Consider the following 22,992-nt stretch of genomic DNA (forward strand, 5'->3'; position numbering starts at 1 on the left):
TATGAAAATAGAAAAGCTCCATATATACGGTTTTGGAAAGCATGAAAATATAGAAGTGGAACTTCATAAGGGGATAAATGTATTCTTTGGGGAGAATGAAGCAGGAAAGTCTACGATTCAGCAGTTTATACTGCATATTCTTTTTGGATTCCCACAGCGAAATGCACAGCTCCTTAGGTATGAGCCAAGAAGCAACACCACTTATGGCGGGAAGATACAAATCCAATCAGATGAAGGTAAGAGAGTCGTGATTGAGAGGGTAAAAGGGAAGGCGAGTGGAGATGTCACCTTATTTTTCGAGGATGGTACTCGTGGAGGAGAAAAGGAGCTTTCCACTATACTTCATTCCTACAGTCGAGTAGATTTTGAAGCTATTTTTTCATTTTCTCTGCTTCAGTTACAGGGCTTTGAAAAAATGACAGAGGAAGAGCTGACTCGTACACTACTCTCCTCTGGAACAACAGGAATGGATACGTTATCCAATGTGGAAAATCAGTTTGCAAAAGAAATGGGAGAGCTCTACAAGCCGACTGGTAGAAAGCCACTCATCAATCAAAAATTGGAAGAGTTAAGGCAGCTTGAATCTGGGTGGAAGGAGCAAATGGAACAGGTGGAGAAATACGAGCCATCTATCCAGCGTCTAAATGAAATAGAGCAGCTCTTAAGTGAAATGATAGAGCGTGAGAAGGAGCTGGCGGGGCAACTACAGAATTATTCTCGTTGGAAACAATTAAAGCCACTAAAAATAGCTGAAATCGAGCTTATCGAGGAGTTGGATAAGCTTCCAATACAATTATTTCCACCGGAAGGGATTCGCCGCTATGAGGCTATTAAGGATAAGCAGACAAATACACAAATTGCTGCAGAACAACTAAACCAGGAGTTGCAGCTAACGGTTCATGCTACTGAAACAATTTCACCAGAGAAGCTGAATGAAATTCAGGGATTTTTGAGTCAGGAATCTCATTGGCATCAGTTACGTGCCAAGCGAGTTCAGTTAGAGGAAGAACAGAACAAAACTCTACAGCAACAAATGCAACAGCTTAGCCTAATTGGCATGGAGTGGGAAAAAAGTTTAGTCAGTATTATTGACGCAGATATGTCTATGCAGCAAGAGGATCGGCTCGTGACAATGCTTCAAGAACAAGAGCAACTAGACCACCAGCATCAGCAAGAAAGCCGTTTACTGAATCTGAAGAAACAGGATTCGGAGCAGCTACAAAAAAAGATACAGGAATCGAAACGCTCTCGGTCATCATCTAGTGGCCAAGGTAACGCAACGGGTATCTTATTTTCGGTAATAGGATTTATATTAGTTATTGGGGTTATCTTTAGCTTTCTTGCCTCCAATTGGTTTATTGCTCTCCTTGCAATTATTATTAGTGTTGTTGTCTATGGAGGCTTTAAATTGCTCGTTAGAGGGCTGAATAAAGAGAATGATGTCCGTCAATATACAAGCTTACTAGAAAACGAGCTAAGCGGACTCACTGAACAAATTACTCAGCTAGAAGAAACAATAATAGAAATAGAACAGAGGAAGAGGGACCTGAAACAAAGAGTTTCTGTATTTTTAAAGAAATATCATATTAATGAGGAGCTTTCTCCTAATTTATTAACGGACCTGTTTAATCGTTTAAGAATGATTCAGGATTACCAAATTCAACTGGACCAAATGGAAGGTAAGTTAGAGGAAGTAAGCAGAAGCTTGCGAGACTTGAAAAATCGTGCTCAACATTTGACGAACTTCCAGTTAGCAGATGACCTTTTATTCCACCAACTACGTGAAATTTATTTATCAGAAAAGAAGAAGTTAGAGGAAGAGCAGACGACTATAAATAAAATAACGAAACTCAAGGAAAAGCTTAAGGAGCTACAATTGTTATTAAAAGCTCAGGATCAACAGATGACATTGCTTTTCCAAGAGACTGGGGTTACAACAGAAAGTGATTATTATCAAGCTCATTTAGTGTCTCAAAAGAGAGCTACATTAGAAAGAGAATTAGAGCAAGTTAGGATACAATTAGGCGATAGTCAAGTAGGTATCGATGATTTTGAGGAAGGCTTTGAAGAAACAGCTAGAAAAGCTCTAAATGAGATGAAAGAAAAAAGTCAGGTTCTTTTAGAGGAAAAGGCATCATTGCTATATGAAACGAGTCGCTTGCTCGAAAATGAGAAGCAAAGTGAAAAATTACAAGAATTAGAAGAAAAAAAATCCGAGCTGTATGAGCTAGTTAAAAAATGGGCTGCTTATAAAACAGTGACAGAAGCTATTAAACAGACATTGTTACAACTAAAAGAAGAAAGACTTCCGGAGGTTCTTGAAAAAGCAAAATGCTATTTTCGGATATTAACTAACGAATCCTACGAGCAGTTAGAGTTTACGCCTGACGGTCTTTTCGAAGCAGTCAAGCCTAGCGGAGAACGATTTAAGATAGCAGAGCTAAGTCAGGCCACAAAGGAGCAGGCATATATTGCCTTAAGAATTTCCTTAGCAGTTTCGTTAAAGAATAAAATTTCTTTTCCTATTATTCTGGATGATCCTTTTGTACATTTCGATCGAAACCGATTAAAACAAGTGGTACAATTAATGCAAGAGCTACAAGATGAACATCAACTATTGTATTTTACATGTCATGAGCATATGCGTCTTAGTTGGAATGAGGCTCATATAATAGAGGTAGCGACATTACAAGTTGGAAGTGGAGGGGTTTTGAGATGAAGGGAATTACACAGCTACGAGTAGGAGATCCTGTCGATCATTTCTTACTGATTAAACAATCAACTAAAGGTGTTACAACAGTTGGAAAACCATTTATGTCACTTGTACTGCAGGATAAAAGTGGAGATATCGAGGCCAAGCTATGGGATACCAACGAGGAGCATGAAAAACAATATGCTGCTAGTCAAATAGTGCGCGTTGGGGGAGAAATACAAGATTATCGTGGAAAGTTTCAGCTACGTGTAAAGAGTATTCGACCTGTTAAAGCAGATGAGACGATAACCATTCACGATTTAGTTCCATCAGCAGAAAAGTCAAAAGAAGAATTGATGGAGGAATTACTACAATTTTTCTTCGAGATGAAAAATCCTTTGATACAACGAGTAACGCGCCATTTACTAAAAAAACATCAAACAGCGTTTATGACTTATCCAGCAGCTACTAAAAACCATCATGATTATGCTTCTGGTTTAATTGATCATGTCGTTTCTATGCTAAAGCTTGGAAAATCCCTATGCGACCTTTACCCAACATTAAACAAAGATCTTCTTTATGCAGGAATCATCTTACATGATATAGGGAAGGTATTAGAACTATCGGGGCCAGTAGCTACTACGTACACAGTTGAAGGTAACCTGTTAGGACATATTACGATTATGGTGAATGAAATATCAAAAGCAGCAGAGGAGCTTCAAATTGATGGAGAGGAAGTAATGCTACTTCAACATATGGTGCTTTCTCATCATGGAAAAGAAGAGTGGGGTAGTCCGAAGCGACCGATGGTGCGTGAAGCAGAAATACTGCATTATATTGATAATATTGATGCTAAGATGAATATGCTTAATCGAGCATTGGATAAAACGAATCCGGGAGAATTTACAGAGCGTTTATTCCCATTAGAAAATCGTTCTTTCTATAAGCCTACTTTTGAATAAAGAAAATCGTAGAGGCCATGCAAGGCCTTTACGATTTTTTTATTGAAAAAAAGCTCCAAATGATTATTAATAGTGATGTTTAGCATAAGTTCCAAGGTCTTGAGGGCAAATGGAGATGTCCCCGAAAGAGAAACCTCCATACTTCCGTGGGTTATGTGTACAAGATGTTTTATAGGTTTAACGTTTTCATGTTTATAGATATAAAAAAGGGATCACGGCATGAGCCGCGATCCCTTATAGCAAAATAGTTAATCCTGCTAGTTTGAATTATTTTTCGCTTTTTTCAGTAGAAGCATCGTCTTTTGTTTTTGATTCATCTGTAGTATCGGCAGCTTCACCAGCATTTAAAAATTCATCAAGGGCAGCTTCTAAATCTTTATCCTTGATATCAATTTTAGCATCCTTTAATAGCTTAGCGATTTTTGGTAGTAATGCAGATTGGTCTGCTTTTTCAAGCTTCAAGTTTTTCTCTATTTCAGCTTTTTTGTCTTCATATGATTCTTTAACTTCACGCTTGTCCGTTACTTCGATAATATGGTAGCCAAAGCTAGATTTAACTGGTTCACTAATTACATTAGGCTCTAAAGCAAATGCTGCTTTTTCAAATTCTGCGTCCATAGCACCTTTACCGAACCATCCAAGCTCTCCGCCGCTTTCTTGTGCAGCAGGTTCTGTAGAGTAAGCTTTTGCAACTTCAGCAAATTCTTTACCAGAATCTAATTCAGCTTTAACTTTTTTAGCTGTTTCTTCATCTTCTACAAGCACGTGGCGAGCATTAACTTCGTTTTTGGTATTTTCATATTCCGCTTTAATTTCATCTTCAGAAACCTTTACATCTTCGATCATAGCAGCTTCTTGTAAAAGATTAAGGCGTAAATATTTTTTGTATGATTCTTCTGTGTATCCTTGTTGAGCTAGCAACGTTTCAAAATTTTCTCCTAGCTGTTCTTTATCAGCTTTTAGCTGAGCGTCTACTTGTTTATCGGTAACATCGTACTTAGAGTCAAGTACTTTTTCAATCATAAGAAGTTGGAAAGCTTGTTCTCCAATGGAAGCTTTCATTTCTTCATATAAATCATTTTGTGTGATGTCGCCTACTTTAGATGTTGCAATTACTTCGCTGCTATCAGCAGAATCATTGCTACATGCTCCTAATGCAAGAACAGATGCTGCTAATGTTAATGATAAAACTGTTTTTTTCATGGAAATCTCTCCTAACTTCATCATGTTGCAAGTGTAACTATAACATAAACGAAACAAAAACAAAAATAGTTCCCGTTCATTTGCCTACCATATTTTGAAACCACAGCATAGGATAAATTAGAAAAGGGAGGTGTTCTAAATGGGTGGACAATATAACAACTATGGCGGTGGCTATGGATCAGGTTCAGGCTTCGCTTTATTAGTAGTTCTGTTTATTCTTTTGATTATCGTTGGCGCTGCATTCATCTACTAACGAAATCAAGAACTGAGATCGCTTAGGCGATCTTGGTCTATATTTCTTTCAGAAATAAGAAATGACCCAATCATTTTAATGATTTGGGTCAATTTTTCTCTTAAACTGCGTAAACCAACTCAACATAGAAAGATACAAGAAGAATCGTAATTAATATATTAATGGTTCTAAAAATCTTAGGATGTTTTTCTTCTGGGATTTCTTTTGACATTACAAGCGCATAAGTCATTCGATTAATTTGTAGCAAGTAAAATGCCGAGAATAGAACTAAAGTAAATATAATCATGTCTAAACTCCCTTCATATACACTAAGCATATCAAATAAGGAGTAGTAGTTACAAGTGTAACATATTGCTAATAATTCGAAACAGCTACTAAAATTTGATAACCAGCGTCAGTTTCTTCAATAAATGCACTTTTAGGTGACTTGCTTAAATTCTTTACATAAATTAAGTCTATAAAACACATTCCGCAGTGATAGGCAAAGAGCATCGTAAAATAATGTGCAAAGGTTGGTGCTAGCAATGCCCCTATTAAAATAGCAGAATTGATAAATATAAAAGGAGCAATTAATGAAAATAAAAATCTATTTTTATTGATTGGATCGCACACTCTAATAGAAACGATTGGAAGAATACCATACCGTCTCTTTACGGTAACTTTAATATTATTTCGAATTGTAAACAATGGAATAAAATGAATTATTTTATGAAGCGGATAAACCATTAATACCCCAATAGCGAATAGCCAAAAGAAGTCATCAGATTTATGAGAATCATTTATAATTCCTAGTAAGGCATATGCGATAGAAAAAACGGCAATTACCATAATAGATGATAGAAGAAATAAACGCTCCATGCCGTATTGTTTTTTGACATTAATGGTTTTCCAGCAATGCAAGATAGATGCATCTCCTATAAAATAAATTATATTTCAGATACATACAATACGATGTTTCTATAAAAAATACAAGCTTAATAAATATTAAAATTTATAGAGCGCTTACATTGCTGGTTTAACGCTATTCTGCCTTAGTAAAAGAATCATCAATGTTCTGAATAGAACGCTCAAATATCTCCATAAAATCGTCGCCATATATATTTCGGATTACAGCCATCACATCCATGAACTCTGGGAACCTTCCATAAAGATCCTTTACAGGACGAGAGCCTTCAATAACAGAATGAGGAGTTTCATGATAATTTTCATACATTTCCTCTAAAAGCTGCTGACCTTTTTCAGTTACATCTACGTATGTGTTACGCTTGTCCGTATCTCGTTTAGAAAAAGAAAGTAATCCTCTTTCCTCTAGCTTTTTGGAAAAGTTAAAGGCAGTAGACACATGCATTACTCCAAATTTTGCAACATCGGAAATAGTAGCGCCTTTAAGGTGATAAGAAATCCATAAAATATGATGCTCATTAATATTTAGATCATAGGGCTTAATCCAAGTTTGCCAATCTTTTTCGACTGCCTTCCAAAGAGCTTTTGAAAGTTGAGCTATTCGCTGACTATATAGCATTGCTTCCTTCATCGTATAAAATTGATCAGTCATCTCGTATGCCTTCTTTCTGAGTTATAATCTTTACACATTATAGCAATAAAGTAAGGAAGTTGAAATAAAATATTTAAAAATATTATTAATTTTATAATAATTTAATATAGAAAGAGACAAAGAGAAATACGATTTCGCAATGCCGAACAATCTATTAAAAAAGATCTTCCTATGCTTACAACAGAGAAAAATGAAAAAAGGAGGGGAAAGCACCTCCATATTCTTTTAAAAAAAGTATGCCTTTAATCTAAAAGACTAAATGCATACTTCTGTTTAGCGGGTTTCTGCAACCTCATTTTTCTTAGGAAGTGCTTGCTCAAGCTGTTCAATAGCTGATTGGATAGAAGAAATTTCATTTTGTAGTTGTTGCTGGAGAGGCAGTGTACCATTTTGCCACTTTTCGACGCTTTCTTTTACGTCCTTTACTGTTCTTGGAATCATTACCTGTGATTCTGCCTTTAAGCTTTGTATGGATACTTTTACTTTACGTAGCTGATCGTTAATATCAGAGAGCTTTTCTTTGTAATCGGCAGATACGGTTTTAATATTTTCCCTAACTTCTGTACCACTTTTAGGGGTGGATAAAAGTACGGTCGTAGCACCTGTTAATGCTCCAAGAGCTACACCAATTAATAATTGTGATACTTTCATTCAAATCACTCCTTATATGTATATATTATTCCTTTCCTTTCCATTATTAAAACATAATATTGAATACAAAAAAAGCTTTCCTTGTAAAAGGAAAGCTTTTGGTATTTAAATAGTAAGTGCTGTCTTAAAATTGGAGCGTCTTACAAGTTTTCCGACAATCGGATAAATGATAAAAAACGCTATACCGTTTATAAAGACCGCTGGTAAAACGACAATTACGAAAAGTTCTGTAAAGACTGCGCCTGCATTGAAGATGAATATAGCAGTAGATAGGAATACAGTACCAGAGACTAATGTTCCAATACACGTTAAAACAATTGCAGTCGCTAATTTGTTTGCTAACTTTTTAAGTAATATCACTAATCCGAAGAAAACTAAAGCAGTTATTAACTTGTCAATAATATTAGGAACAAATCCTCCAGGGAAGGTAGAAAACAATCCCGATATAATTCCTGTAGATAGCCCTAGTAAAAAGACATTTTTAATTTCTGGGAATAATAATATTCCAATAAACATCATCGTCAACATAAAATCTGGCTTCATACCCCCATTAAAACCTGGAATAATAATATAAAGCACAGCTCCCACACCGACTAGCAACGACATTAGCACAAGATTTTTCGTATTCATTTCTCATCTCTCCTCAACTTTTCTCAACTATTTGGTTCTTCTAACGTATCCTCATGATCGTTAGCAAGAATCTTATTTATGATTGTAAGGCTTTTTCCTTATAAAAGCAATTAGTTGGACATTAATTTATCTGATAGTTCTTTGGCTAACTCTTGAATCATTTCTGATGAATAAGTTTTTTCTTTTGTGTTCCAAGTAAGCTTCAGTCCGTCTGTTTGATCGTAGCGTGGAATGAAATGCAAGTGAAAATGGAAGACGCTTTGCCCAGCTGGGGCACCGTTATTATTTAATAAGTTCATCCCAACGGGTCCGAATGTATCCTTCAATACAGTCGCGATTTTTGGGACTACCTTAAACAAGTTGCTTGCCTCTTCTTCACTTAAGTCATATACATTTTCCTTGTGACTTTTAGGAATAATTAAAGTATGTCCTTTAGTTAAGGGCATAATATCCATAAAAGCATAGACATACTCATCCTCATAAATTTTTGCACTTGGAATGGAACCATCAATTATTTTACAAAAAATACAGTTAGTCATGAAAAAACCTCCTATTCATTGTTAGGATGAGTTTAACATATAATAGGACAAGTTTGTTTTTCTTTTCTAAACATTGATTGAAATTGAAAGGAGATTTTTAAGGCAGGCTTTGGTAAAATTATAAATAAGAAGAATAGAGGTGTAGAAATGACTGTATTAGAAGTAAAAAATGTAACAGGAGGATACACAAGAAAGCCTGTATTACATGATTTAGACTTTTCCATTAATAAAGGGGAATTAGTTGGATTAATCGGATTAAATGGAGCAGGGAAGAGTACAACAATCAAACATATAATTGGAACAATGAATGCTGCAAAAGGGGAAATTCTACTTAATGGTAAATCATTAAAGGATGACCCAGCACTTTATCGCTCTTCTTTTTCTTATATTCCTGAAACCCCAGTGTTGTATGACGAGCTAACGTTAAATGAGCATTTAGAGCTTACAGCAATGGCCTATAATTTAGATAAGGACGTATTTGAGGTAAGAAAAGCATCTCTATTAAAAGAGTTTAGAATGGAAAAAAGGTTGAACTGGTTTCCAACCCATTTCTCAAAAGGGATGCGACAAAAAGTAATGATTATGTGTGCATTTTTAGTTAGCCCATCCTTGTATATTATTGACGAGCCTTTTGTTGGGTTAGATCCCCTAGGAATTCAGTCGTTGCTTGATCAGATGAAGTCAAGAAAGGACGAGGGCGCTTCTGTTCTAATGTCCACTCACATATTATCAACTGCCGAAAGATACTGCGATCGTATTCTTCTTTTGCATAACGGGAAAATTCGTGCACAAGGGACTATGACAGATTTACGAGCAGCATTTAAAATGCCTCATGCAACTTTAGATGATCTTTATATTGAAATGACAAAGGAACAACAAGATGAACAATTTGCGTGAGGTATGGAGTAAACGATTTGTTTTCTATATAAATGAGCTGCAGAAATATTTGAAGTTTATTGTTTCTGGTCATTTGGCTATTGTCATCGTATTTGCAATTGGCGCTTTAGGTTATACGTATAGCGAATGGCTAAACTCAGCTCCTAAGGATTTTCCCGCATATTTGGTTGTAGCTTTAATATTAAGCATCTTAGTTACATTAAGCACGCCGGTTACACTTTTGAAAAATGCGGACAGCGTGTACTTTTTACCATTGGAGACCAAGTTAGGGGAGTACATACGACTTGCTCTTCGATGGACTTATTTCTCCTCAATATTTGTCACCCTAGCAGCATTTGTCGTTGCTATACCTTTATTGACAAGAGTGGCAGGTAGTACAAAGGAAGAAATCATTGCTCTATTAATTTTTTTATTAATATTCAAGTATTGGAGTATCCATACTGAATTCAACTTTCGTTGGGCTTCAAATGGAAGAGGAGTATGGGGAGATCGTTTTCTTCGCTTCCTACTAATATTGGTATCATTGTACTTCCTATTGAATGGAAGCTATTTATTTATGATTTTAGTAGTTATTGTGCAATTCGTTTACACAATGGCATGGGTTAAAAAGAAAAAAGAAGTTCCATTTCCTTTCGAGCATTTTATTGTAGTCGAGCAATCTCGTATGATGAGATTCTATCGATTTGCTAATTACTTTACAGATGTTCCGCACATCCGCGGAATGACGAAAAGAAGAAAATGGTTAGATGCATTCTATAAACTTGCCGGATATGGACAAAGGAATACACAGCTTTACCTAGTTATGAGAACTTTCATCCGTACAAATGACTTCTTCTATTTATGGCTGCGTTTAACTGGGCTTGCAATGATTGGAGCTATATTCATCCCATTCCCAATCGTGTCTATTATATTTGCGGCTGCCCTTGCGTTTGCTACCGTTATTCAGATAAAGCACGCTTTATTGTCTGGACATGAGTTTAGAATGGACCTATTGTTTCCTATTGAAAAGGATGCAAGAAAGCATGCAGTAGCTCGTATGATTCGATTCCTTCAGTTAATTCAGGCGGTTGCTGTTTTAATAGGTGTTTTAATCCAAGGTGATTATGCTTCTGTAATGTTCTTAATACCAGTAGCAGTGCTAGGAATATCAGAAGTGACTTTACGTATGACTAAAATTTAAATTAAAACCTCAAGTAATTGAGTATACTGCCCCGTAAATGTTAGACACCAAACTAACAATTGCGGGTTTTTTTTGTTTATATTTTTTTACTAGATTCCTTATTAGTAACAAGTTGAGGATGAACAGCAGACAGCTTAAGATAGAGAAACTTCACTTTAATAAAATGGGTGTTTGTAATTATGTAGGAAATAAAAATACAATGAGCTGGAAAATGTATATTTCCAAGCTCATTGTATTTCGCTTTCTTTAAAGAACACAGCCAGTTTTAATGTAATCATTTACAAATTAAAAGTTGGTTAATTTCAAAAAATTTAAAACTACCTAAACTTACATGTCTTAAAAACATAGGTTTCAGATTTTATCTTTCTCTATATACTCTTTAATCTTACGTTCTTCCCACTCTGCTCCTAGCTTCCCAAGGGAAAGAGTTGTAAAACCATGTATAGCAACACCTATTCCCCAACCTCCAAGAGGATATAAAAACCATAAATAACTTGGGTCAGATATTATATTTATCAAAAAGAGCATTAGGTTAACTAGTACATAGACCGTTAAATGAATATAAAACGATTTTAAATTCTCTACCTTCTTTTTAGCTCGTAGATAAATCTCATCTTGTTCCATTTTCTCATTTCCTCCATTACTGCATATTTATACCTAATTTAAATTTACCATAAATACCAAATATTAAAATGGATTTTTAAAAATTATATATTCTCGTAAATATACAACTGTGGGGGAATCAGTATGATCTTTATCGGGGAGGTATGGCTATGTATTTTCCTCCCATCTACTTCTATATAATCTCTTCTATATTAAAAGTAGGAATACTTTACTTAATGTCAATTATTACCCGAACAGTTTGATATGGGGGTATAAATCTATGATAAAAATAAAAAAATTTTATAACTCAAAGTTCGGAGTGAAAAGAATGAGAAATGAACAAACTGCTAATAAAATTGAGACTTTGTAGTCCGAGGAAATATCAGCTTATGCTGAAAAGTATATGCAAATTACGTAATTAATGAAGCTACTCAGCTTACTAGCAAGATATATAATGGTAATTACTATTCATAGATTCTTTAAGGACCGGAATTCTTGGAACTCGGGAGCTTAAGTTAAACTGTGTAGGACAATGTGTGGAATATAGACTATTATCTTGTTGTTAAAGATTTATATAAGGAAACGCTAATTACTTAGGTGGTAAACTAATAATGCTAGTTACCACCTAAATAAAAACTTCTATAAGTACTCGCCTTCTCATTAATTTGCCTAATCGTTTATTACTCTTCCTCTGATTTGGAACGATAGGTAGATTTATATGGGGCGCTTGTGAAAAGCTGTTGCTTATCTGCTACGCTTGTGAAGTCTAGAGTAACTGATTTTTCCCATGTTTCGTAGCTGCTTGCTCCTGTCCATTCTGATAAAATGATGTACGTGTCTGATTTTAAAGGCTTTAGCACTCTTAATGCTATAAAACCGGGATTTGATTGCACTGTAGGGGATAAATTTGTATATTGGTACTCAAAAATAGACTTACCTTCGTCCGATACTGGTACATGCTGAAGGACAAAGTAGCCATTCTCACTAAAATTACCGAGCGTTTCTAAAATTTCATAAACACGAGGGACTTGGAAGACGGACTTTCCAGATGTTTCTTGTATGAGGACAGAGTTTCCTGCACCATGTAAAATATACAAATCCTCTTTTGGATTTTTATCTTTAATGGATTGCATGAATTCAGGTGTTCCAGATGTCATGTATAATTTCATATAATTTCCTCCTAAATATTTTGTATTTATACTTTTCCCCAATTTTGCAAATTTAAAAACTTTCATTTCAAAGTAAGGTTTGAAATCAGGACAAATTTATGACAATTACCGTATATAACTATACATTAATTAAAGAAACGTCTATAGTTGAATCGTATATTTGAAACGGGATGTAATCGTTATCAAAGCAATTAAAAAGATTTTTTTTTTACATTGTAGTAAAGTATGAAGAGAATTCATCGTAAAAACATTAGGTCTAAAATAACATGTTATCAAGAAAGGCAGGAAATGAAATGACGACTTTTAATGACACACTTTTACGTGCAGCGCGCGGGGAAAAAGTGGAACATACTCCTGTATGGTATATGAGACAAGCAGGCAGGTCCCAACCAGAGTACAGAAAAATTAAAGAGAAATACTCTTTAGAGCAAATTACTCACGAGCCTGAGCTTTGCGCGTATGTAACACGCCTACCAGTAGAAAACTATAACGTGGATGCAGCAATACTTTATAAAGATATTGTAACTCCGCTTGTAGGAATTGGAGTAGATGTAAAAATAAAATCAGGTGTTGGGCCGGTCATTTCAAATCCAATACGCACAGTGCAAGACGTGGCGAATCTAGGCGAGTTCTCTCCAGAAGATCACGTACCATTTGTACTAGATACTATTAAGTTATTGACTACTGAACAATTAAGCGTTCCTCTAATTGGTTTTGCAGGTGCTCCATTCACATTAGCGAGCTACATGATTGAGGGAGGACCTTCCAAAAGCTACAACAAAACGAAAGCATTTATGGTGTCTGAGCCACAAGCATGGTTTGCTTTAATGGACAAGCTTGCCGATATGATTGTTGTGTACATAAAAGCACAGGTTAAAGCGGGAGCTAAGGCTATTCAAATTTTTGATTCGTGGGTTGGTGCATTAAACGTATCGGATTATCGTATTTTCATCAAACCGATTATGACACGTATCTTTTCAGAACTGCGTGAAACAGGCGTTCCTTTAATCACATTTGGTGTAGGAGCAAGCCACTTAGCAATGGAATGGCATGACCTACCTGTAGACGTAGTGGGAATCGACTGGCGTTTATCCATCGAAGAAGCCCGTGCAAAAGGACTAACTAAACCATTAATGGGTAATTTAGATCCTTCTTATCTAATTGGTGAATGGGCGGAAATTGAAAAACGTGCAAAACTGATTATTGAACAAGGTGTGGCTCATCCAAGTCATATATTTAACCTTGGACACGGAGTATTTCCTGAAGTAGATCCTGATGTCTTAAAGCGCTTAACTGCTCTTATCCATGATTATAGTAGAGAACTTATTTCAGCGAAATCTAATTAAAAAATTTAGAGGTGAGAATTATGAAGAAAACAATGGGACTATTAGTAATGGCATATGGAACACCATACGAGGAAGCGGATATTGAACGTTACTATACGCATATTCGTCATGGTCGCAAACCAAGTGAAGAACAACTAGAGGATTTAACAGGTCGCTATAAAGCAATTGGAGGTATTTCTCCACTTGCAAAAATCACGGAAAACCAAGCAAAAGGTCTTTGCAATCGTTTAAATGAAGTACAAGATGAAATCGAATTTAAACTATATATAGGTTTAAAGCATATTGAGCCATTCTTAGAAGACGCAGTTGCAGAAATGCATAAAGATGGAATTACAGAAGCAGTTTCCATCGTATTGGCTCCCCATTTCTCTACGTTCTCTATTAAATCATATAATGGACGTATTAAAGAAGAAGCAGAAAAACTTGGCAACCTAAAAATTACTTCAGTAGAAAGCTGGTATACAGAGCCTAAATTTATCCAGTATTGGAGCGATAAAGTAAGCGAGGCATTTGCAAAAATGTCAGAAGAGCAACGTGAAAAAGCTTGTTTAATCGTATCTGCTCACTCTCTTCCTGAAAAAATTAAGACAATGGGAGATCCATACGAAGATCAACTAAAAGAAACTGCAGAACTAATCGCAGAGGCTGCTGGCGTGAAAAATTATGCAGTGGGCTGGCAAAGTGCAGGTCAAACACCAGAGCCATGGATTGGGCCAGATGTGCAAGACTTAACTCATGATTTATACAAGGAAAAGGGTTATACAACATTTGTTTATACTCCAGTAGGATTTGTTGCAGAACACTTAGAAGTTCTTTACGACAATGATTACGAATGTAAAGTAGTTTGTGATGAAATTGGTGCTAATTATGTGCGCCCAGCTATGCCAAACGACCAACCTCAATTTATTGATGCGATGGCAGATGTAGTACTTAAGCATTTAAAAGCTTAGTCGAAAAAACGATAAGTAAATAAAATGCTCTAAAAGTTGATAGCTTTTAGAGCATTTTTAATAAGCGAAGTGGAAGAAACACTACATATAACGGTATACGATCACTGGGGTAAAAAGAACAGCTGCTGTAAATAATTATATTGCCAATCTAGGAGGATTATACGAATGAAAAAGACAATTATGGTGCTTGCGCTACTAGTAGCTTTCACGCTAGTCGGATGTGGAGAGAAGGAAGAAACTCATACAAGTACGAGCCATCAAGGAACATTGGATGAGGTTATTGTAGAAATTCAAACACCTGAGAAGTTACAGGTAGGTGAAGAGGTAGTTCTTTCTGCAAAAGTGACACAAAGTAAGGAAGCCGTGAATGATGCAGACTCTGTGGAGTTTGAAGTTTGGGAATCAGGGTTGCGTAAAGAAGGACATATGGTAGAGGGAACACTTACAGAAGATGGTGTTTATGAAGCGAATTTTACCTTTGATCATGACGGAGTTTATTATATGTTTGCTCATACAACAGCAAGAGGCCTTCACGTAATGCCAAAACAAGAGCTTACCGTTGGAAATCCAGATATGAGTAAAGTGTTACCAGATGATAGCGATAACTCGATGGATCATATGGAGCATAGTGATGGAAATCATTAAATAACACTTGCATAAATAAAAAATAGAGAGTATTATAATGACTAGTTGACCGAAATGGTTTTCTAGTCATTTTTTAGTGAGGGGGTAACCAAATGGACCGTAAACAGGAAATTTTACTAGCTGCCAATAAGTCCTTTTCTCTTTTCGGATATAAAGCTACTACAATGGAGCAGATTGCAAAGATTGCAAATGTAGGAAAAGGTACTATTTATAATTTTTTTGAAAATAAGGAAGTCTTATTTCAAGAAATTGTTCTCCGAATGATCGAAGAGATGAAGCAGGAGGCTCTTAATGTAATTATTGAAGAAGCACCTTTCCAACAAAATGCTCATGCTGCTCTAATGAAGATGCTTGAGTTCCGAGAAACTCATCAATTGTACGCTAAAATAATTGATGAAGAAACACAATGGAAAACCCCAGCAGTAAAACAAGTAATTGGACAAGTCGAACAAGCTATTGTTTCGTTCATAGGCGAAAAGATTAATAAGTATGTACAAAAAGGTGAAATCCGACAAGTAAACGAAGAACTTGTAGCATATTTATTATTAAAGGCATACGTTGGATTTGTGAATGACTGGAATTTAACCCATGATGATTCTTTAACCGAAGAAGAGATAGCTAACTTCTTTCAAGACACAATTTTTCGCAGTCTCGCAATTTGAGACTCATTTTTTTAGCATAAAATGACCGAATGGACATATCGGTCATACAGTATTAGGAGGTATTTAAATGATAAAATCGGAATGGAAAAGTATTTTTAAAAACAAAAAGTTATTGATTTCAGTAATTGCTGTTTTATTTATTCCAGTGATGTACGCTGGAATGTTCTTGTGGGCATTCTGGGATCCGTATGCTAATCTAAGTGACCTGCCTGTAGCGGTCGTTAACTCAGATGAGGGAGCGGAATACAACGGTACTGAGCTTTCCCTTGGTAAGGAACTAACAGATAAGCTCCGAGAAAGTGGTCAATTTAAATTTGTATCTGTGTCTGAAAAAGAGGCTGATGAAGGCCTATTAAACCAAGATTATTATTTATTAATCGAGATTCCAGATAACTTTTCTGCACATGCAACAACTTTGTTAGATGAGAAGCCAGAGAAAATGGTGATCACTTATAAAGCAAACGAAGGATATAATTTCTTATCCTCTCAAATAGGAGAAACAGCTATGGATCGAATCCGAGCTGAAGTAAATGAACAAGTATCGGCAACCTATGCAGAGCAATTATTTGATTCCATTACTAAGCTAGGGGATGGATTTGCGGAGGCATCTGATGGTGCTGGTCAACTAAAGGACGGGGTAGTAGAAGTTAATAATGGTGCCTCCAATTTAAAAGGATATCTTGAACAATTAGCTAGTAGCACGATTGAGTTAAGAGACGGCACTAGTACGGTTGTAGAGGGTATCCAGTCGGCTGCTAACGGTTCTGTAGATTTAAACAAAGGTTTAGCAACGCTTGCTGATGGATCTTCCCAGTTAACGAATGGTGTTAGTCAAACAGCATCAGGGGCTACTGCATTAAATAGTGGGATCCAAGACTATACTGCAGGTGTAGATAAATTAAATGAAAGTTATCAATTACTAAGTGAGAAAGAAAAAGGTCTGCTTGATTCTTTAACTAAGCTACAAGCTAGTAGTTCTAAATTGAACGACAGTACAAATCAACTAGCTCAAGGTTCTGCTAATGTAACAGCTGGCATTCAAGCATTGTCTCAACAATTAGGCCAAATAACAGCTGCTTTACCAGCAGAACAGTCTGCTGCAATTACAGAAACCTTGGCAAAACTAGAAGCTGGTAGTACTTCTGTTTCCTCTGGCTTAGAGCAATTGGCTGGTGGAACAAAAAATCTAACTAGTGGAACAGCTCAAATAGTTAGTGGAGCAGAACAATTGAGTGGAGGTTACTCTCAAGCTCAACAAGGGGTTTCACAATTAGCCTCATCTTCCACAGCTTTATTAGAAGGTTCAGCAAGTCTTGCTGGCGGTACTAAGACTTTAGAAGAAAAAATGAACGAATTTAACGCAGGTATCAATCAAGCATATTCCGGCTCATCAAGTCTAGTGGACGGCTTGAACGAATTAGCATCAGGTTCTTCTCAATTGAAAGAGGGAACAGGTACACTTGCTGAGAAGTCGGGAGAATTAGCGGATGGATCTACTAAACTAGTAGAAGGTACACAGTTATTAGCTGATGGAACTGACACTTTACAATCTAGTTTAAAAGAAGCGAGTGAACAAGCAGGAGAAGTAAATGCATCTGAATCTACTTATGAAATGGTAGCATCTCCGGTAGATGTTGATGTTATAGGAGTCAATGAGGTGCCTAACTATGGAACAGGGTTCACACCTTATTTCTTATCACTTGGTTTATTTGTAGGTGCTTTGTTAATTTCTATCGTATTCCCATTTGTTCAGCCTGTTATTGCTCCTACAAGTGGGGCTAGATGGTTTACAAGTAAAGTAACAGTTCTTGGTGCAGTAGGGATTATTCAATCGTTGTTTGTAGTAGCAGTAGCACTATTTGTTTTAAAACTAGAAACTCAAAGTGTTGGATTATTCATCCTTTCTGCAGTTATTACAAGCTTCACATACTTAGCGCTAATACAGTTGTTAGTTTCTATACTAGGCGATCCAGGTCGATTTGTTGCAATCGTAATCTTGATTTTGCAGCTTACTACAAGTGCAGGTACATTCCCATTAGAACTAATACCAGCACCGTTACAATTCTTTAATAAATTGCTGCCAATGACCTATTCTGTTCAAAGCTTTAAAGCATCAATTTCTACAGGTGATTTAAGTCATTTCTGGCAAAATAACAGCTTCTTGCTTGGATTTATGGTAGTCTGCTTGGCGATAACATTTGGTTACTTTATGTTATTGTTTGCAAAACGCTATTCTAAACAAACAAAAGAAGCATAATGTGAAAGTCCATCTCTATAATTGAGATGGGCTTTTCTAATTAATTGAATCAATTTCATAATTTCTATTTATGTGAAAAGACACGAACAAAATAACCGCATAAGTCCTGGCCTGTCGTTCCACTCAACAGAGTGACAAATGTACATGTATTAATAGTATATGAAATTAACAAATATATGCTATGTTAAATGGAAAAGGTTTTTATCGTAAAATGGAACGGTGACACCTACACTATATTAGTTTCCGCTCTAATAGAATATTTAATAAAAATAAAAATAAGTTAGTGAGGAGCTCAAAATTATGATGAAAATAATACCTCCTAAGCCTTTTTTCTATAAAAGTGGGGACAAGGCAGTTTTACTATTGCATTCTTTTACAAGCAATACGAATGATATGAAAAAGTTAGGAAGGTATTTGCAAAAGAACAATTATTCTTGCTATGGACTATTGTACAGTGGGCATGGTTTAACAGCAGAAGAACTTCTGACATATAGACCATCAGATTGGTGGCAAGATGTGCTAAACGGCTACCAGGTATTAAAGGATGAAGGTTTTGAAAAGATTGCTGTGATTGGTCTCTCTCTTGGAGGTGTGTTTGCATTAAAAGTTAGTCAAGAGTTGGAGGTAAATGGTGTTGTGACAATGTCAGTTCCAATACATAGGGAAGCTAATTTTCTACAAAAGCGTGTCTTTCATTATGCAAAGAGATACAAACAACTAGAAGGGAAGAAAGAAGCCCAAATAAACTTAGAAATAAAACACCTTCAAAATATGTCTATCGATTCATTAGTTGAGTTCCAGCAGCTAATTGATATAACGATGGATAAATTATCACTTATAACGTCACCAATCAGTATTTTATATGGTGAATTGGATGAACTATTGTATAAAGAGAGTGCAGAGGTAATTTTTCAAAGCGTAGCGACGAACCAAAAAATAATGAAGGGATATCCGAACTCTAAACATTTAATGACATTAGGCGATGATATTAACGAAGTTAACAAAGATATTCTTACATTCTTAAATGATTTAACATGGTAGTTTTAATGAGCCTTCAACTTAACAGTAGCTTTCCTTCTAGATGGCGGGTGGAGTGCTTTATGTATTGTTTATTAAAAGAAGAATAGCTTAGAAGGGATATTTTATATGCATCCAGATAATATGAAGATAAAAAAGATTATAGAGTGCGATATTGACAATGAACTGACTGAAAATATTCAAGAGTTATTGACGGAGTGCTTTAAAGATATTTATCCAAATAATAGAATTTATTTTAAACAAGTGCCTCATTTTAGATTTTTAGTTTTTAATGAGGAGAAACACCTTCTGGCACAGGTAGGGTTAGATTACCGAGTGATGAATCTTAATGGAAAACTTATAAAAGTGCTAGGTATAATTGACTTATGTGTTTCACGAGAATACCGCTCCAAAGGAATTGCTTCGCTTTTACTTTTAGAAATTGATAAATACTGTGTAAAGAAAGATATTGATTTTTTACTTTTATTTGCCGACAACAAGACATTGTATTTAAATAATGGATACAAATCTGTTAAGAACAAATGTAAGTGGTTAAAAATCGATGACAGAAATCAAACTATTTTGGGTATAGGCTATGAAGAAAGAAGTGACTTGATGGTAAAGAATATTAGTACAAACGAATGGACAGAAGGAGACTTAGATTTTCTAGGATATCTCTATTAAATCTCGGTTCTACTTAAATTAAACGTATAAAGGATTATTTTTATTACATATCAAAAGAGATTCCAAGGATTTTGCGTCGCCTGTGCTAGGTTGTTATTGTACTAATCAGTAAAAAAACGATTGCAAAATATAATGAGCTTGGAAAGATCTTTCCAAGCTCATTATTATTAGTACTTTTAGAATTTTGGTATTTAGAATACTAAATTTTCAACAAGAAAGGAGAAATAGTAAAATGATTTTCGCTCTAGGCGAATGTGTTCAGAGGGAGAGCAATTAGCTAATCCATTATCCTAGCTTGGAGTCTTGTTTGTGAGTGCTCATTTGTCTCTCTTAACCCACATGAGTTACACTCACGTATGAGTTAGTCAAACTTCTTGCTTTTCCCTCTTAAATTTCTCTACTAGAGGCATTACCTGTTCTGCGAAACGCTTCATTTCCCTATGTTGAGGAGAAAATTGGAGAATTAATAAGTTTACGCCTATTTCCTCAAAGGCAATAATTTTCTTAGCAAGTTGTTCAGGAGTTCCTATTAGGTCTGGTCGCAATCCTCGGTTAGATACAGAGTAATCCTTGAGCTGTACTTCAACGTTAAGATGAGACTTGCTAACAAAATCCTTGTAACCCTCATAACCCGCAGACCCTTCTTTTACTTCTGTGATACGAGCAAGCTCCTGTTGTACTTCCTCCTCAGTATCTCGACAAATAACATAAGCAGACATACCAAATGATTCTAAAGGTTTATCACCAAGCTGTTGGCGTCTTTTTTTCATGTCCTCAATCTTTTCAGCGACTTCCTCTACTGTGCCCCCATGCATTACATAGGAATCACACGTTTTAGCAATTGTTTGCTTTCCAGTTTCGCTTTCTCCTCCGGCATATAAGGGAATATGCTGTTTCGTTGGCTTGGGTGATAAATAAGTATTTTCGTACTGATAAAAATGGCCTCTATAGGTAAAAGGGTTTTCCTTCCATAATCCTTTTAAAACAGCTATAAATTCCTCAGTTCGGGCATAGCGTTCATCATGTGCCGTGAAAATTCCTCCATATTGCTTAGCTTCACCCTCCCACCATGCAGATACAACATTAAGTGAAAAACGTCCACCGCTTATCTGATCAATATTAGTGGCAGCTTTGGCTGTTAAAGCAGGATTATGAAAGCCAGGTCGGATGGCAGTCAAAATTTCTAGACGTTTAGTTACCGCTGCAATAGCTGCTGCAGTTGACCACGCATCTAAGGAAGGGGATTCAATCCCTTTAATATCATTTAGATTTAACTCAGCTATTAGTGTTAAGTCATAGCCTAAAAATTCCGCTTGTTGTGCTAAGTCTTTGACATATTCAAATGTTGCCGGCATTTCTTCATCTTGTACATTACGTAACCATCCACCGAATACAGGTAACCAAAAGCCATATCTCATTTAATATCCAACCCTTCTTTAAATATTGTTAATTCAGAAAATTGTTAATATCATTAATCCTAGCATATTGCTTGGTTATAAACAATAATTCATTTCACTAAAGCGTTAAAATGATTAATTAGTTTCAGAGATCAAAGAACGCAAAAAAACCAGCTAGAAAGGGGAGTTTCTAGCTGGTAAATAAATAAAATTATAAGTTGTTGCATTTATCACAGTGGTTCCCATAGCATTCATGTTGCTCTTCAATTGGCTCGCCGCATGTAGCGCATTTCTTTTTGGGCAGGTTACGGAAAAATTCTAATACGTTTTCTAACATATAAATTCCACCTCCATCTGTTATATAACTGTTTGAATTGAATTCATTGTAATATAACACAGAATGTTTTGTCAACAAATTCCCTTGAATTTTGTTAAAATAGGAATAAAGGAGTGATAATGATGTATTTTATTGATAATAAAGGAATTACAGATCCACGCATCAACCTGGCGATTGAAGAGTATGCCTTAAATACAATGGATGTAGAGAAGGATTCATTTCTTCTTTTTTACATAAATCAGCCATCGATCATCATTGGTAGAAACCAAAATACAATCGAAGAAATTAATACAGATTTTGTTGAACAAAACGGTATAATTCCAGTACGTCGACTTTCTGGAGGAGGAGCAGTTTACCACGATCTTGGAAATTTGAATTTTAGCTTCTTAACAAAGGATGATGGAGACAGCTTCCGTAACTTTAAAAAGTTCACACAACCCGTTGTAGATGCTCTAAAAAAGATGGGTGTAGACGCAGAACTTTCAGGTAGAAATGACATCTTAGCTGAGGGGAAAAAAATCTCCGGTAATGCTCAATTCTCCACCCGTGGTAGAATGTTCAGCCATGGAACATTAATGTTTGATACAGAGATTGATGCTGTTGTATCAGCACTAAAAGTAAAAAAAGAAAAAATTGAATCTAAAGGGATTAAATCAATTCGCAGCCGCGTTACAAATATTGTTGATTTATTAGATGAACCGATGACAGTAGAGGAGTTCCGTTTAGCAATACTTTCTTCTATTTTTGGTGGAGAGGACAAAGTTCAATACTGGGAATTAACCGAAGAGGACTGGGCTAATATCCATAAGCTATCTGAGGAAAGATATCAAAAATGGGAATGGAACTATGGTAAATCACCGAAGTTTAATATCCAGCATTCCCACCGATTCCCTACAGGCAGCGTAGACGTTCGTTTAGAAGTGAACAAGGGAGTTATAGAAGAGGTTAAATTCTTCGGCGACTTCTTTGGAGTAGGAGAAGTAGAAGAGGTAGAGGTTTTACTAGTAGGAAAAAATTACAGCAAAGAAGCAATTGAACAAGCATTAGAGTCTGTAGACGTACCTAAATATTTTGGTGGGATTACCAAGGAAGAGTTAGTTCATCTTATATATTGATTATGTAGCTTGAAAAATATCGATTAGTTTTAAGGGGAAAGCAGTCTATATCTGACATGAAATAGACTGCTTTTTTTGGTACACTTTGAATCATCTCTGCAACAGTTCCGAGATTTCCCGCAACACTTCACCCCTTTAGCGCAACACTTTGCACCCTCTCCGCAACAGTTCTGAGATTTCCCGCAACACTTTTCGTAAACGCACATTTTGAGCTATCTCTGCAACAGTTCCGAGGTTTCCCGCAACAC

Annotated in this window: 24 protein-coding genes; 13 read left to right on the forward strand and 11 right to left on the reverse strand. The window is 35.9% G+C overall.

The window, feature by feature from the left end; all coding sequences use genetic code 11:
• Nucleotide 1 precedes the first annotated feature (1 nt).
• Together H9650_RS15665 and yhaM are read left to right on the forward strand one after the other, a co-directional pair.
• Complete coding sequence (locus H9650_RS15665) at nt 2-2,719, forward strand: ATP-binding protein (RefSeq protein ID WP_191697594.1); 2,718 nt, start codon at nt 2-4, stop codon at nt 2,717-2,719.
• A complete protein-coding gene (gene yhaM, locus H9650_RS15670; protein ID WP_144541771.1) occupies nt 2,716-3,654 on the forward strand; it encodes a 3'-5' exoribonuclease YhaM in 939 nt (312 codons plus the stop codon). The genes H9650_RS15665 and yhaM overlap by 4 nt, the downstream gene beginning before the upstream one ends.
• Nucleotides 3,655-3,921: 267 nt before the next feature.
• Here yhaM and H9650_RS15675 read toward each other — a convergent pair whose 3' ends face one another.
• Nucleotides 3,922-4,857 carry a peptidylprolyl isomerase gene (locus H9650_RS15675; protein ID WP_144541773.1) on the reverse strand — a complete coding sequence of 312 codons (936 nt, stop codon included), beginning with the start codon at nt 4,855-4,857 and terminating at the stop codon, nt 3,922-3,924.
• 139 nt (nt 4,858-4,996) lie between these two features.
• Here H9650_RS15675 and H9650_RS15680 point away from each other — a divergent pair, with 139 nt between their 5' ends.
• Complete coding sequence (locus tag H9650_RS15680; RefSeq protein WP_144541775.1) at nt 4,997-5,110, forward strand: YjcZ family sporulation protein; 114 nt, start codon at nt 4,997-4,999, stop codon at nt 5,108-5,110.
• Nucleotides 5,111-5,210: 100 nt separating this feature from the next.
• Here the strand turns inward: H9650_RS15680 and H9650_RS20500 are convergent, their stop codons facing one another.
• The 6 genes from H9650_RS20500 to H9650_RS15705 form a co-directional block, all read right to left on the reverse strand.
• On the reverse strand, nt 5,211-5,396 hold the full coding sequence (locus H9650_RS20500) for a hypothetical protein (protein WP_090570160.1): 186 nt from the start codon (nt 5,394-5,396) through the stop codon (nt 5,211-5,213).
• A 68-nt stretch (nt 5,397-5,464) separates the two neighbouring features.
• Nucleotides 5,465-6,010 carry a DUF3267 domain-containing protein gene (locus tag H9650_RS15685; RefSeq protein WP_144541776.1) on the reverse strand — a complete coding sequence of 182 codons (546 nt, stop codon included), beginning with the start codon at nt 6,008-6,010 and terminating at the stop codon, nt 5,465-5,467.
• A 121-nt stretch (nt 6,011-6,131) separates the two neighbouring features.
• A complete protein-coding gene (locus tag H9650_RS15690; protein ID WP_144541778.1) occupies nt 6,132-6,665 on the reverse strand; it encodes an HTH-type transcriptional regulator Hpr in 534 nt (177 codons plus the stop codon).
• 273 nt (nt 6,666-6,938) lie between these two features.
• Nucleotides 6,939-7,316: a YtxH domain-containing protein gene (locus tag H9650_RS15695; RefSeq protein WP_144541780.1), complete on the reverse strand. Its 378-nt coding sequence runs from the start codon at nt 7,314-7,316 to the stop codon at nt 6,939-6,941.
• A 105-nt stretch (nt 7,317-7,421) separates the two neighbouring features.
• Complete coding sequence (locus H9650_RS15700; RefSeq protein WP_191697595.1) at nt 7,422-7,946, reverse strand: tryptophan transporter; 525 nt, start codon at nt 7,944-7,946, stop codon at nt 7,422-7,424.
• Nucleotides 7,947-8,056: 110 nt separating this feature from the next.
• Nucleotides 8,057-8,485, reverse strand: a complete 429-nt coding sequence (locus H9650_RS15705; protein ID WP_151113022.1) for an HIT family protein — start codon at nt 8,483-8,485, stop codon at nt 8,057-8,059.
• Nucleotides 8,486-8,632: 147 nt separating this feature from the next.
• On the opposite strand from H9650_RS15705, the gene H9650_RS15710 reads away from it, so the two are divergent.
• Together H9650_RS15710 and H9650_RS15715 are read left to right on the forward strand one after the other, a co-directional pair.
• A complete protein-coding gene (locus tag H9650_RS15710; RefSeq protein ID WP_191697596.1) occupies nt 8,633-9,382 on the forward strand; it encodes an ABC transporter ATP-binding protein in 750 nt (249 codons plus the stop codon).
• Nucleotides 9,366-10,562, forward strand: a complete 1,197-nt coding sequence (locus tag H9650_RS15715; RefSeq protein WP_191697597.1) for an ABC transporter permease — start codon at nt 9,366-9,368, stop codon at nt 10,560-10,562. The genes H9650_RS15710 and H9650_RS15715 overlap by 17 nt, the downstream gene beginning before the upstream one ends.
• Nucleotides 10,563-10,913: 351 nt before the next feature.
• On the opposite strand, the gene H9650_RS15720 is transcribed toward H9650_RS15715, so the two are convergent.
• Both H9650_RS15720 and H9650_RS15725 read right to left on the reverse strand, forming a co-directional pair.
• Nucleotides 10,914-11,186, reverse strand: a complete 273-nt coding sequence (locus tag H9650_RS15720) for a 2TM domain-containing protein (protein WP_144539146.1) — start codon at nt 11,184-11,186, stop codon at nt 10,914-10,916.
• Between the two features lie 659 nt (nt 11,187-11,845).
• Nucleotides 11,846-12,334 carry an antibiotic biosynthesis monooxygenase family protein gene (locus H9650_RS15725; protein ID WP_144539144.1) on the reverse strand — a complete coding sequence of 163 codons (489 nt, stop codon included), beginning with the start codon at nt 12,332-12,334 and terminating at the stop codon, nt 11,846-11,848.
• Between the two features lie 293 nt (nt 12,335-12,627).
• On the opposite strand from H9650_RS15725, the gene hemE reads away from it, so the two are divergent.
• The 7 genes from hemE to H9650_RS15760 all read left to right on the forward strand — a co-directional run bounded on the left by hemE (nt 12,628) and on the right by H9650_RS15760 (nt 19,895).
• Nucleotides 12,628-13,680 (forward strand): uroporphyrinogen decarboxylase, encoded by a 1,053-nt coding sequence (gene hemE, locus H9650_RS15730; protein WP_191697598.1) that lies wholly within the window; start codon nt 12,628-12,630, stop codon nt 13,678-13,680.
• Nucleotides 13,681-13,697: 17 nt separating this feature from the next.
• Entirely contained in the window at nt 13,698-14,630 is a 933-nt protein-coding gene (gene hemH / locus H9650_RS15735) for a ferrochelatase (RefSeq protein ID WP_191697660.1), read from the forward strand.
• 165 nt (nt 14,631-14,795) lie between these two features.
• Nucleotides 14,796-15,275, forward strand: coding sequence for a FixH family protein (locus tag H9650_RS15740; RefSeq protein ID WP_191697599.1), 480 nt, complete (start codon nt 14,796-14,798; stop codon nt 15,273-15,275).
• Between the two features lie 92 nt (nt 15,276-15,367).
• Nucleotides 15,368-15,937: a TetR/AcrR family transcriptional regulator gene (locus tag H9650_RS15745; protein ID WP_191697600.1), complete on the forward strand. Its 570-nt coding sequence runs from the start codon at nt 15,368-15,370 to the stop codon at nt 15,935-15,937.
• 67 nt (nt 15,938-16,004) lie between these two features.
• Entirely contained in the window at nt 16,005-18,194 is a 2,190-nt protein-coding gene (locus H9650_RS15750) for a YhgE/Pip domain-containing protein (protein WP_191697601.1), read from the forward strand.
• Between the two features lie 300 nt (nt 18,195-18,494).
• Nucleotides 18,495-19,235: an alpha/beta hydrolase gene (locus H9650_RS15755; protein ID WP_225216120.1), complete on the forward strand. Its 741-nt coding sequence runs from the start codon at nt 18,495-18,497 to the stop codon at nt 19,233-19,235.
• 105 nt (nt 19,236-19,340) lie between these two features.
• A complete protein-coding gene (locus H9650_RS15760; RefSeq protein ID WP_225216121.1) occupies nt 19,341-19,895 on the forward strand; it encodes a GNAT family N-acetyltransferase in 555 nt (184 codons plus the stop codon).
• Between the two features lie 365 nt (nt 19,896-20,260).
• Here the strand turns inward: H9650_RS15760 and H9650_RS15765 are convergent, their stop codons facing one another.
• Both H9650_RS15765 and yhfH read right to left on the reverse strand, forming a co-directional pair.
• Nucleotides 20,261-21,313: an LLM class flavin-dependent oxidoreductase gene (locus H9650_RS15765; RefSeq protein ID WP_154310057.1), complete on the reverse strand. Its 1,053-nt coding sequence runs from the start codon at nt 21,311-21,313 to the stop codon at nt 20,261-20,263.
• 190 nt (nt 21,314-21,503) lie between these two features.
• Nucleotides 21,504-21,629 carry a protein YhfH gene (gene yhfH, locus H9650_RS15770; protein ID WP_144539133.1) on the reverse strand — a complete coding sequence of 42 codons (126 nt, stop codon included), beginning with the start codon at nt 21,627-21,629 and terminating at the stop codon, nt 21,504-21,506.
• Nucleotides 21,630-21,751: 122 nt separating this feature from the next.
• Between yhfH and H9650_RS15775 the strand changes: the two genes are divergently transcribed.
• Complete coding sequence (locus H9650_RS15775; protein ID WP_144539131.1) at nt 21,752-22,744, forward strand: lipoate--protein ligase; 993 nt, start codon at nt 21,752-21,754, stop codon at nt 22,742-22,744.
• Nucleotides 22,745-22,992: the final 248 nt, after the last annotated feature.

The sequence above is a fragment of the Psychrobacillus faecigallinarum genome (genome assembly GCF_014836595.1).
Taxonomy (GTDB): domain Bacteria; phylum Bacillota; class Bacilli; order Bacillales_A; family Planococcaceae; genus Psychrobacillus; species Psychrobacillus faecigallinarum.